The following is a 12,205-nucleotide window of genomic DNA, read 5'->3' as shown; positions in this document are numbered from 1 at the left end:
TTATAGAAGTTGCATTAATAGCTGCATCAACTCACTTTGGCGATGGGTTCGGGTTTTTTTAAAAATTGATTGCAGATGCTTCTTCACTGTATCGGCTTGAATTTCATGTGAAAGGGCAATTTCTTTGGTGGTTTTACCTTCTAGAAGTTGCTCACATATTTTATGTTCAACAGGCGTAAACATAAACAGCTGGGTACAAATGTCTTTTTGATATTTTGGCTTCTGTTTTAATCCAGAGAAGGTGGCAAGTAAGACTGGACGAAGGCCAAAAATCTTATGAGTTTTATCAGGACTAAGCAAATCCAGCGTTAAGAATAAATGTTGATCTAGCAACATGATTTTAGACCGTTCATGATGTGTCTGTTCTGGATTGTTTTTATAATGGCGTTCGAGCTCAATCAGGTTTTGATCAAACTGAATTTGTCGGTCCTCACTGAAAATAAAGCGACGTTGTTGGATGTGGATATGTGGATTATTTTTCAGTAATTGCTCAGCTTCAGCATTAATTTCTAAGATATCTCCATTGAGATTAATAATCGCAATCGGTTGGTTCATTTTTTGAATTAACTGTGACCCAAGTAGGGTCATGGTGGAATATTCAAAATGATGGCGATATTGTTGAATTTTCTGCTGTACGATCGGCAAAATTTCATAAATCGGCTGAAGTTCAGTACAGCTTAATGCACCACGCTCAGGGCTGGTGAGAAAAGCGAGTAATACACAGACTTTATGATCATAAATGATTTGGATGGCTGAACAGAAACGTAGATCTAAGGGTTGTAAAACACGTTGGTATACTTGGGTTTGAATAATTTCATGCTCTTGAAAATGTTGAAAACAATGCATCCATCCCGTCATCGGTCCCAAAAGCATTTTCTTTAAACGTGGGTCATCATCTATGGCCAAGCGGATTTGGGTCAGTGCGGCTTGTTCAAGTTGATTGGAGTCAAAATTCACACCGTGATGGACGCTAAAGGAGAGTGCTTGGACTTCAAGGTCAACAGCCAACAGTTGCGAAGCTTGCACATCAAAATAGTGATTCAGTTGCTCTAAGAAAATCATCCAATCATCAGCATGTTGAACTTTATTCAAGATGTCCACGACTGGGCTGTGTTGGCTTAGAGTCATCTAAAATCCCATCGAAAATAGAATATATTCCATATAGTTTATATGGATTTTAACTAAATGAAATTATTAAATTAAAAAAATGTGACTTCTTATGCAATTATCAGATGAAATGAGTATTTAAAGTTAAATCAGTTTTGAACGAAATATGCCTAAACGCATTAGCAGGTTTAGGCATATTGGGGTTTAGCAGCGTCCTTTTTTGGCTTGTCCTGGAGGGCAGAAATCACCACGACCATCATGATGGTTGTCTGGATCAACAATTACGCTGCCATGTGGGGTATGTACGGCACAGGCCGATAAGCCGAATGTAAGTAAAGTGCTGAAGCAGAGCAGTATTATTTTCATCCTTGCATCCTATTGTTATTGCTTTCCCTTCTACTGTAAATCGATCAGTCGGTTTCAGCTAGCAGAAGGATACAGGTTTTTAACATAGATTTGTATCATTCTGCTGTACGTAAAACCGTTCTAAATCCGACATGCGTTGCCGCCAAGTCAAATTCTTGTGGATAGCGGCTGCTATTTCGATAACGGGCGCAAAAGTTGGAGGCACATAGAAAAGAACCGCCTTTAAGTACATATTGCGTTGCGGTGCTGTTTTGTTGACGCAGTTCTGCATAATTGCCCATGTGTTGATCATGTGCGCCGTGATAAACAGATGAGGTCCACTCCCAGACATTGCCAATCATATCGAACAGCTTAAAGGCATTGGCAGGGTAGCAGCCGACGGGCGCGACACTTTGAAAATGATCTTCAACTGTATTATTGAAAGGAAATTCACCTTGCCAATAATTGGCTTGTGGATGTTGATGGGCATCCTGTGGTGCTTGGTGTAAAGGGGTATCGGTTTTCGAACCAGCCTTGGCTGCGTATTCCCATTCTTGCTCTGTAGGTAAATCCCGTCCCAACCAAACGGCATAGTGTTCAGCATCATTTTGAGTGACATAGCGAACTGGTTCAGACGGCAATGGGGGCTGACCTTGAGCACCATTGGGTGTTTTCCATGTGTAATCTGTTTTTAGTTGCCACCATTGATTTGGGTTATTCACATCAGGAGAAAATACTGCAGCTTGTTTCTGTTTTTCCGCATCAGTGACATAGCCTGTGGCTTTGATGAAACTGGAGAATTGAGCAACGGTCACTTCGGTTTGATCAATCCAGAAGCCAGCCACTTGCCGCTGTGCTTGGCCAAAATTCAGCTCATCAGGGTAGGCTAAGTTTGAACCCAGATGAAATGAACCTTTAGGAACCCACACCATCCCAGCGGTTTTACTGTTTTGCCATGCTTCGGGTAAGCCCGAATACTGTTGGCATTGCTGTAATGAACCTAGTTGAGCCTCGGTGCTGTTTTGTGTATGTGAATGAGTGGCAGCAGGCTTAACTTTGCTACAGCCTGTCACGAGGGACAGACTGCTCAGTGAAATTAAAAAGCATACCCACTTCATTTAAGGTTGTATTCCTTAACACCATTTTGCTGGGTGTATTGGTTATACACATTTACCAGCTCTTGTAACTTGGCAGGATTATCTTGAGCAAGGTTTTGCGTTTCACCTCGATCATTTTTGAGGTTATACAATTCCCATGCACCTGTTCCGAGTTCTGATTTACCTTGTAATGCAATTTTCCAGTCGCCTTGACGGGCATATTTACTGCCATGTAATTCATCGGCAAAACTAAAGTTGACTGGGCGAATGGCTTGGGCTTTATTGTCGAGTACGGGTTTCCATGAATAGCCGCTTGGTGTATTGATTTGACGACCTTTGTATTGACCTTGTGGGACGGCAATATTTGCGTAGTCGAGCACGGTTGGGAACACATCCAAGACTGAGGCAAAACCATGATGCGTGGCTTGAGCCTTGGTTTGATATGGCAGTTTTACAATTGCAGGTGCGGTGGTTGCACCTTCACCTGCAGTATCTTTCCAGAGATGGAATGGCGCAGCACTGACTTCAGCCCAACGTGGTCCAACATAGTGATAAGAGCTTGAAGTCCCGACATTATTAACGCTGTTATCAAAACCTGACTCGGCTCCATAATTGCCACGAATAAAACCTTCTGAGCCGTTATCGGAAACAAAGAAAATTAAAGTGTTGTCATATAAGTTATTACGTTTTAGATACTGAATCACTCGACCAATATTGGCATCCAGATTTTCCACCATACCTGCGTAGATTTCCATTCTGCGTGCTTCAAGCGCCTTTTGCTCGGTTGAAAGCTCATTCCACTTAGCATATTTTTGTGGTGCATTTTGCGTGGCGATTGGTTCAGCTGCTTTAAAATTTGCTGGAATTAATCCGAGTTGTTTTTGACGGGCTATGCGTGCATCGCGAATCACATCATAGCCAGCATCATAAACACCACGATAACGATCACGATATTCAGCAGGTGCTTGTAAAGGCCAATGTGGTGCGGTGTAAGCAGCATAGGCAAAGAACGGTTTACCTGAGTTTTTACCTGATTCTAGATAGCTGATCAGTTTGTCGGTGAAGTAGTTGGTAGAGAAGAAATCATCAGGTAAGGATGAAATCGGAACTTGTTTGCCGTCTTCGGTATAAGTGGCATTACGCTTATAGGCACTTGGTGCTTGTTTAAAATGTAGATCTAAGCCTTGCAATAACGTAAATGAGTGATCGAATCCTTTGGCATGTGCGTTGGTTGCATCGGTCAAGCCTAAGTGCCATTTACCACTAATATAGGTTCGGTAGCCATTGTCTTTCAGGACTTCGGCAATCGAGAGTGAGCGTTCATTTAAATAACCCTCATAACCCGGTTGACCTTTTAGATGCTCAGGTGTGAGCTCAGCCATTGCACCAATGCCTGCTAAATGGTGATCAGTCCCCGAAATCAATTGTGAGCGTGTTGGAGAGCAGGTCGGCGCGGTATGGTAATCCGTTAAAATACGACCTGCTCGGGTCAGTTCATCGATATTCGGGGTATGAATTTCCCCACCAAAAGCACCTAAGTCGGAATAGCCTAAGTCATCTGCCATGATGAATAAAATGTTGGGCTGTTTCTTGGTTTCAACCACGGTATTGGAGTCATTAGAATCATTATTGCTGCAAGCTGAAATTGAAAGGCTAAATAATGCGATAGAAAGTGTGCTAAGAAGGCTATTACGAGACATTAGAATCGACTTAATTTTATAGAAGAATTAGGGCGAGTTTAGAGAGATGATTTTTATGATAAAAATAATTAAAATTTGATTATTAATCTTAAAAAAAGAAAAGCCCCAATATAGGGGCTTATTTCTAAGATGATTTAAAATGGGATTTTGGTGAGTTGATTCAAGAAATGTGGAACAACCCTTGGTTCCAAGATGATGGTCACCACCACGCCATAGGCAGCACCCCAGAGATGGGCGCTGTGGTTGATATTGCTATTGCCGCGTTTACCTGACCAGATGCTATAGGCCACATATAAAATGGCAAAAATAATCGCAGGAACTGGAATGAAGAACACAAAAATCAAGTTCCAAGGCTGGAACAGGATATAGGCAAACAGTACCGCTGAAACTGCACCAGAAGCACCTAGGCTCGCCCATCGTGCATCATGACGATGTTTCAGATAGCTCGGTAAAATGGCAACAATCAATCCGCCTAGATAAAATAAGACAAAGCCCATATCATAGAAAAACTGACGATAGAAGCTTTCGATAATATTGCCGAAGAAAAACAGCGTGATCATATTGAACAATAGATGCGTGCCATCAGCATGAATGAAACCATGCGTGATAAAACGGTCATATTGCCCACGTTGCATTGCGGGAGGCCAAAAGATCAAACGGTTCATCACCGCCTGATTGGAGAAGGCCAATAAGGAGATTGCAACAGTAATAATGATGAGAGTCACAGTGTGACCAAAGGGTAGATGTAACATATAGGTTTTAAATTGATCAGTGTCTAAGCAATAATGCCATTAAAAACTTAATAAACAATGTTCTTGCATAGAATTCCTACAAAAATGGTTGATTTTTTTTTATTACCCTCCATCTTCGGTTAATATAACGACATCAGCTTGAGGATTATTGTTATGTCGACTGAGAACACCAACACTGCTGTCGCAGAAGAAATTCCAAACCTTTTAATTACTCCATCTGCACAAGAGTATTTAGGTGATTTATTAGCAAAGCAAAATACCCCAGGAATTGGCGTTCGTGTTTTTGTAGAGCATCCAGGTACTCCACGTGCTGAATGTTGTATGGCATATAGCGCACCTGAAGAAGTGGTGCCGACAGACTATAAACAGGATTATCCTAATTTTCCTGCTTATGTTGATGCACCTTCAATTCCGTATTTGGTTGACGCCGTAATTGACTACAACAAAGATCGTTTTGGTGGTCAATTAACATTCCGTGCACCAAACTCGAAAGTACCGCGTGTCGGCCCAGATGCTTCAATTGAAGAGCGTATTACCTATGTACTGCAATCTGAAATTAATCCAGGTCTAGAAGGACATGGCGGTAATTGTAGTTTGGTAGAAGTAAATAATGATCCAGAACATGGTCTAACTGCTGTATTGAAATTCGGTGGTGGTTGCCAAGGTTGTTCTGCGATTGATGTTACCTTGAAGCAAGGGGTAGAAACCACTTTAAGACAGCATGTGCCTGAATTACAGCGTGTAGTGGATCAAACCGATCATACGCAAGCAGAAGGCGCTTATTTTAAATAATTGCTGGAAATTTACTGTATTTTTAAAAGCCCTTTCGAGGGCTTTTTTTATTGTTTAATCAAAACTGAGATGATTTTTCTTTATCCTATAAATAGATGTATGCAAAACAAAGTGAATATATAAATAATAATAATTATCATTTTTATTGAGTTTTATTTGTTTTTTGTTAGAATTCTCATGAATTTTTAAGCAAATTTTAAGATTTTTTCTGAATCGGGTGAAAATATGTCTAATACAATCGTGCGTCAATCGCTCCTCACAATTTCTGTGTTGAGTAGTATGATGACCGTTGCACATGCAGCAGAAACTCAAACCAATAAAGATGCTGTCCAACTTGAAAAAATTGTTGTGACTGCTAGTAGCCAAGCTGTAGATGTAAAAGATGCACCTGCAAGTATTAGTGTGATTACGCGAGAAGACATAGAAAAACAACCAGTAAGCAGCATTGGTGAATTATTGAATAAAGTTCCTGGTGTTACAGGTGGGACGAGTCCTAATGGCGACGGTTCAAAAATTAAATTACGTGGTTTACCAGATAATTACACTTTAATCTTAATTGATGGGAAACGTATTGGCTCTTCGCGTGATACCAATTATCGTCCTGATTTAGGCCGTCAGGATTTAAACTGGATTACACCTGAAATGATTGAACGAATTGAAGTGGTACGTGGCCCAATGTCATCACTTTATGGTTCAGATGCAATGGGTGGGGTAATCAACATCATTACCCGTAAGATTCCAACCAAATGGGGCGGGAGCTTAACTCGTAATTATACTGTTCCAACGACTTCCGGGGATTTAGGACATACTGACCAAATGGGCGTTATGGTGACAGGTCCATTAACTGATAGTTTAGGATTACGCTTAACTGCTGGTCGTACAGAGCGTGAAGCTGATCAGAATATTAAAGCTGGTAAAGGGACTTCTGGATACATTGATGAAAACTATAACGCATTATTGAATTATAAAATTAATGATAAACATCAAGTTGCTGTCGAAGCGGGAATTTCAACTCAAAAAAATAAGGCAGGATTTGGTGAGGTCGTTGGACGTGGTGGTGCGATTAGTGAGGGCGAGATCTCTTGGGGACCAGATAATTTAGAACATCACACTTATAGTATTTCCCATGATGGGGATTGGGGTTTTGGTAAATCTAAACTATCTGCGTATTACAATGATTACGATAGTAGTAATGAGACTGGCATTGCGAAGTCAAATGAAACAATTGTTGAGGGGAATTTGAATATCCCATTCAATGTATTGTTTGAACAATCATTAACGGTTGGTGGGCAGTGGAAGAAAAATGAGTTAACCAATACTCAAACCATTGGAACATCACCAGATGGAAGTTGGGATGGGCAGAAATATTCAGATCCAACTGTTGATAATAAAACTTGGGCAGTTTTCTTGGAAAATAATATAAGTTTATTAGACAACTTAAATTTAACGATTGGTGATCGATTAGACCATGATGATAAATATGGTTCACATCATAGCCCACGAGCTTATCTTGTCTTCCATCCAGTCACTGATTTCACCATTAAAGGTGGGGTTGCAAAAGGTTTCCGAGCACCATCATTAAAAGAAACAACTGCAGGTGCTGCGACTTTTTCTAGAGGAGGTGGTTGTAGTTCTCTAATCCCACTGGGTTATACGACAGGTGGTTGTTACATGGCAGGTAATCCAAATCTGGAACCTGAAGAAAGTACCAACTATGAAATTAGCTTCAATTATACGGGCTTTAACGCTGATCTTGGTGTGACGTATTTCCATACTGATTTCAAAGATAAAATTGATTACGCAGCGTTAGATAAGATTAATGGTCGTTGGTATACCCGTTATGAAAATATTGGCAAAGCACGGACGAAAGGTTTAGAGGTTGTTGCAAACTTCCCACTCACAGATACGTTGTATTGGAATAATAATATGACTTATTTCTTTGAGGCAAAAAACTTAGATACGGGTGAAGAACTAATTACTACACCTAAAATTACAGTGAACTCAGCTTTAAATTGGAAACCAACAGATGCTTTTGCTTTTGAATTCAATGCAAAACATTCAGGAAAACAATATTTTGGTAATAATGTAACAACCAGTAGTCTGCAAAAACCGCATACAATTTTTGGGGTGTCTGCAAACTATAGCTACAATGATAATCTTACCTTTAGAACGGGTTTGAGCAATTTATTTGATAAGAACTTATCAAATGGTGATGATTCATATTTAGTAGAACGTCAACGTGCATTTGTCGGCGTAACTGTTAAATACTAAGTGAATAAGTTAGAAAGATCGTTTAACGATCTTTCTGACTAAGAATGTTTTTAGTTTTTTCAGAATAATAAAATTTCTCTAAATACACGCGTGTGCGTTGTCTTAAATAACCTGTTTGGATGACTTGCTGTAAAACTGGTGAGAGCAGGTCGGTCAACTGATTTTGAATCAACTCTTCATCAATATTTAGGTCACGTAGTAAAAGATCAAAGGTTCGCTCCTGATTACGGGCATACCATGCATAGACGCCATCATGCACTTGCTGTTTTAGGTAAGGGGTTTGACGGATATGCTCCCAAATTTCATGTCCCATACCCACTGTCTTAGGTAAATCTTGTACCTCGAAATAATTACGCAAGACCGATAAAGGCATGACTTTAATTTTATGCCAGAGGTTGGCCTGAAAATGGTAGAGCTTGTCATCATTAAAGTGTTGATTTAACACCTTTTCACTCATTTGACTGATTTTTAAAATGTTCTTTTGTAAGTAGTGGTTAATGGTGTCATTCAGATTGGAATCGGTCACTGTTTCTAAAACAGATTTTCCCATTTTCATAAAATGTCCAACCCCAGGAACACGTTTTGACATGGAATTATCCAGATAATCTTGGATTGAGTGTTGAATCAGTTGGGTAATCAATGCAGAAAAAGCAGGGTTATTCACTACTGTTTTGATCAAGCGTTGGCGATGTCCACTCTTGCTCGCTACATACTGGGCGATTGAGTCGATGGTCAGGACTGGAATGACCTGTTCAATCGTGGTTTGATCATTGATCGGATGAATCAAGGCAAAACGAATATGTTCAGCAATTTGTTCGATTAAAAATGGACTGGCAGGTGTGGCCAAAATCTGCTTTTCAATCAGTTCAAAGATTTGTTCAAACGACCAAAGATGCTGTAACTGTTGTAAGCGTAACCAATGATAGAACTGTTTAAACTCGTGTTGAATCGTTTCTGCCTGTGCAAACTCCTGCTCTAGAAAATCAAGTTGTGCATCAATCAGTTGTTCTATCATGGGGTGTTTCGACATAAAATCTCAAATCGCTCATTAAATTTAGGGTGAAGGTATTGCTGCAGGCTTTTGTGCCTGAATCTTACTGAGGAAAGGTAGATATTGCTGAACCACCAATTGATCTGCCTCCAAGATTGGCATATGTCCAACATTGTCTAAGATTACAGGTGCTTGTGCATTTTTCAGCAGTGATTTTAACTCAGGTGCAACTTCAACATTAATAATTTTATCTTGTTTACCCCATAAAATCAGGGTGGGTGCATCAATTGAGCGCGCCAATAAGGCAAATGAGTCTGGTGTGTAGAGCTTATTCAAGGCAATGATTTGATCAACCATCTTTTGAGTTTGTTCAACCTGACCAATCATCATTTTCTCTTGCGCTTGGGCAATTTCTTTAGGAATGAATGGTGGTGTATGCATGGCTTGTTGCATCAAGAAGTTAAAGTCTCCTTTTTTGCTCACAATCATGTTTCTGACTTGAGTTGGATCTTTAAGATAAGGTGTGGTGGCAGATTTATATACCCCAGCCGCATCAATCAGGAATAAGCTTTTGGTTTCAAATGGATATTGACCTGCATATAGCATCGCAATTGAACCGCCAAGTGAATGACCTGCCACATGTGCTGGGCCGGTGAGGTTGGCTGCTTCAACAAAACGACGTAGTTTTTCAGTCACGTTGGGTACAGAATAATCAAAATCTTTTGGCACCTGAGTTTCACCACTGGCAGGCAAGTCAGGGATGACCACATGATAATTAGCAGTTAAGGCACGTGCGACGCGGTTCCAGTTATCGCGACTGCCAGCCAAGCCATGGATCAAAATCACAATCGGTTTACCTGCTTGGCCACCTTCACTATATGACCACGTAATGTCACCTACTTTTAAAGTTTTACTTTGCAAGCCTGCCCAAGCACGTTCTTGTTGCAGTAGGTTTTGGAAACTCATTTCAATTTCCGCAGCCTGTGTGGTGCTGATTGCAACTGTGGTTAAACTGCATGCCAGTAACGCCGCAGTGAGCGTCCTACGAAAGGGCATTGCAAATTGGGTTTTTGTATTCATTGTTCTGTCCTTGATCTATTTTTACGCCCATTGATTATTGGGGAAAGCGCTAAAGGAGTCATTTGCATAATCTACAACTGTATGGAAATTCTTGCCAATGAAATCATCAATTTTCCATTATTTTCCTGATTAAAACATTAGCAGACATACTGAGAGTTTTTATTTTTGTCAGTGACTTTCAAACAGGCGCACATTACACTATTTGCTCATGTCAACCATAGATGGATTTAAGCATGCTCACTGCTCAAGAAGCCCTAGAACGTTTAAAAGCTGGTAATGCCCGTTTTGTAAAGGGAGAGGCAGTTCAACAAAAATTATTGTCTCACCAAGAACGTGCCGAAATGGCAAGTGAACAAAATCCTTTTGCGATTGTTTTAGGCTGTTCTGATTCCCGAGTACCTGCGGAAATGGTATTTGACCAAGGTTTAGGTGACCTGTTCGTGATTCGTGTAGCCGGTAATATTGTTGCACCGTCACAGGTGGGGAGTGTTGAGTTTGCGGCAGAACGTTATGACTGTGCTGTTGTGGTGGTGTTAGGCCATAGTCACTGTGGCGCGATTCAAGCGACGATTGATACCTTGATGAACCCACAGCAACCGCCATCGTCAAATTTGATGTCGATTGTCAATCGTGTACGCCCTTCGGTTGAAATTTTGATGCAAACAGATTTAAAAAACGATTTGAAAAAACTGTCAGCTCATGCGGTTCGTTCCAATGTATTTGCTTCAGTGAATCAATTACGTCATGGTTCAGCCGTGTTGGAAAGTCTGATCGAGAAAGGCAAAATGATTGTGGTTGGCGCTGAATATTCACTGGAAACAGGTGAAGTCAGTTTCTTCGATTTTTAAAGCAGATGGCGAGTTGAGAGACTCGCCATTATTTTATCATTCATGTTTTATCCTTCATTAATAAAATTTGGATGTTTCACTCAAAGAGCAACTCCACTATGAATATTATGCCGATATCTGAATCACAATTATCAGATTGGCTAGCATTAAGAAGTTTGCTCTGGCCTGATCATGACGATGCGCATTTATTGGAAATGCGTCAGCTACTTAAACAAACTGATACTTTACAATTATTGGCTTATACCGACACCCAACAAGCAATTGGCATGTTGGAAGCTTCGATTCGATATGAATATGTGAATGGTACACAAACCTCACCCGTGGCTTTTCTTGAAGGGATTTATGTATTACCTGAATATCGACGTTCAGGTATCGCGACTCAGTTGGTTCAGTTCGTAGAGGAATGGGCGAAACAATTTGCATGTACTGAGTTCGCTTCAGATGCAGCGCTGGACAATCATATTAGCCATGCAATGCATCGAGCACTCGGTTTTCATGAAACTGAACGTGTGGTGTATTTTAAGAAAAATATCGGCTAAGCGACTTTAGCGACTCAACTGGTGCTTATAAAGCGCCTTTGATATAGGGATAAGCCACATTCAGCATAATTGGTTGTGCTTTGGCATTGGGATGGATTTGATCATTCTGGATTAAATGTTTCTGCCCAGCCACACCTTCAAGGAAGAACGGCAACAGTTTCACTTTATATTGCTGACTTACAATTTTGTAATTATTTTCAAAAGCCGTGCTATAGGCTGTCCCATAATTCGGTGGTATTTTCATACCAAACAGTAAAACATTGGCTTTCTGTTTTTGGCTCAGCTGTACCAATTGAGCGAGATTCTTTTGAATCATTTGTGGCGGTTGACCACGTAAGCCATCATTGCCGCCAAGCTCAATGACCACAATTTCAGGCTTGTAAGTTTGTAATAACTTCGGAAGTCTTGCCAATGCACCGCTGGTGGTTTCACCGCTGACACTTGCATTGACCACTTTGTGTTGTTTCGGATACTGTTGGTCTAGGCGTTGTTGTAATAATTGCACCCAGCCTTGTTTTACATCGATGCCATAACCTGCGCTCAGGCTATCACCCAAAATTAAAATAGTCTTTGCTGAAACCAGTGTTGGGATCAAGCCAATGGCGATGATTCCAACTGCTTTTGATAGTGACCAGATAACTTTAGATTTTTGCATCGTATTTCAAATTTGTCCTAAAGGATAC

The 12,205-nt window shown here is 40.5% G+C and carries 12 protein-coding genes; 4 read left to right on the top strand and 8 right to left on the bottom strand.

Annotated features, from left to right (window positions below):
* From B2727_RS00660 to B2727_RS00640, 5 genes are all read right to left on the bottom strand, one after another.
* Positions 1-1,128, bottom strand: coding sequence for a helix-turn-helix transcriptional regulator (locus B2727_RS00660; RefSeq protein ID WP_005322941.1), 1,128 nt, complete (start codon positions 1,126-1,128; stop codon positions 1-3).
* Positions 1,129-1,311: 183 nt separating this feature from the next.
* Positions 1,312-1,473, bottom strand: a complete 162-nt coding sequence (locus tag B2727_RS00655) for a hypothetical protein (RefSeq protein ID WP_005184220.1) — start codon at positions 1,471-1,473, stop codon at positions 1,312-1,314.
* Positions 1,474-1,568: 95 nt separating this feature from the next.
* Positions 1,569-2,570 carry an SUMF1/EgtB/PvdO family nonheme iron enzyme gene (locus tag B2727_RS00650; RefSeq protein ID WP_033133369.1) on the bottom strand — a complete coding sequence of 334 codons (1,002 nt, stop codon included), beginning with the start codon at positions 2,568-2,570 and terminating at the stop codon, positions 1,569-1,571.
* Positions 2,567-4,249 carry an arylsulfatase gene (locus tag B2727_RS00645; protein WP_033133370.1) on the bottom strand — a complete coding sequence of 561 codons (1,683 nt, stop codon included), beginning with the start codon at positions 4,247-4,249 and terminating at the stop codon, positions 2,567-2,569. The genes B2727_RS00650 and B2727_RS00645 overlap by 4 nt, the downstream gene beginning before the upstream one ends.
* A gap of 134 nt (positions 4,250-4,383) precedes the next feature.
* Positions 4,384-5,001: a rhomboid family intramembrane serine protease gene (locus B2727_RS00640; protein ID WP_005145015.1), complete on the bottom strand. Its 618-nt coding sequence runs from the start codon at positions 4,999-5,001 to the stop codon at positions 4,384-4,386.
* Positions 5,002-5,154: 153 nt separating this feature from the next.
* Between B2727_RS00640 and nfuA the strand changes: the two genes are divergently transcribed.
* Both nfuA and B2727_RS00630 read left to right on the top strand, forming a co-directional pair.
* A complete protein-coding gene (nfuA, locus tag B2727_RS00635) occupies positions 5,155-5,793 on the top strand; it encodes a Fe-S biogenesis protein NfuA (RefSeq protein ID WP_004652044.1) in 639 nt (212 codons plus the stop codon).
* 225 nt (positions 5,794-6,018) lie between these two features.
* Positions 6,019-8,064: a TonB-dependent receptor domain-containing protein gene (locus tag B2727_RS00630; protein WP_033133371.1), complete on the top strand. Its 2,046-nt coding sequence runs from the start codon at positions 6,019-6,021 to the stop codon at positions 8,062-8,064.
* 22 nt (positions 8,065-8,086) lie between these two features.
* Here B2727_RS00630 and B2727_RS00625 read toward each other — a convergent pair whose 3' ends face one another.
* On the bottom strand, positions 8,087-9,094 hold the full coding sequence (locus B2727_RS00625; RefSeq protein WP_033133372.1) for a hypothetical protein: 1,008 nt from the start codon (positions 9,092-9,094) through the stop codon (positions 8,087-8,089).
* 24 nt (positions 9,095-9,118) lie between these two features.
* Positions 9,119-10,135: an alpha/beta fold hydrolase gene (locus B2727_RS00620; protein WP_033133373.1), complete on the bottom strand. Its 1,017-nt coding sequence runs from the start codon at positions 10,133-10,135 to the stop codon at positions 9,119-9,121.
* A 233-nt stretch (positions 10,136-10,368) separates the two neighbouring features.
* On the opposite strand from B2727_RS00620, the gene B2727_RS00615 reads away from it, so the two are divergent.
* Positions 10,369-10,983, top strand: coding sequence for a carbonic anhydrase (locus B2727_RS00615; RefSeq protein ID WP_004652048.1), 615 nt, complete (start codon positions 10,369-10,371; stop codon positions 10,981-10,983).
* A gap of 98 nt (positions 10,984-11,081) precedes the next feature.
* Positions 11,082-11,522 (top strand): AAC(6')-Ighjkrstuvwx family aminoglycoside N-acetyltransferase, encoded by a 441-nt coding sequence (gene aac(6')-I, locus B2727_RS00610; protein ID WP_005202238.1) that lies wholly within the window; start codon positions 11,082-11,084, stop codon positions 11,520-11,522.
* A 25-nt stretch (positions 11,523-11,547) separates the two neighbouring features.
* Here aac(6')-I and B2727_RS00605 read toward each other — a convergent pair whose 3' ends face one another.
* Positions 11,548-12,177, bottom strand: a complete 630-nt coding sequence (locus B2727_RS00605; protein ID WP_005202239.1) for an arylesterase — start codon at positions 12,175-12,177, stop codon at positions 11,548-11,550.
* Positions 12,178-12,205 lie beyond the last annotated feature (28 nt).

The sequence above is a fragment of the Acinetobacter sp. UBA991 genome, assembly GCF_002292065.1.
In the GTDB taxonomy this organism is placed as follows: Bacteria; Pseudomonadota; Gammaproteobacteria; order Pseudomonadales; family Moraxellaceae; genus Acinetobacter; species Acinetobacter higginsii.
The sequence above is the reverse complement of the archived record's forward strand: the minus strand, read 5'-3'. Positions and strand labels throughout refer to the sequence as shown.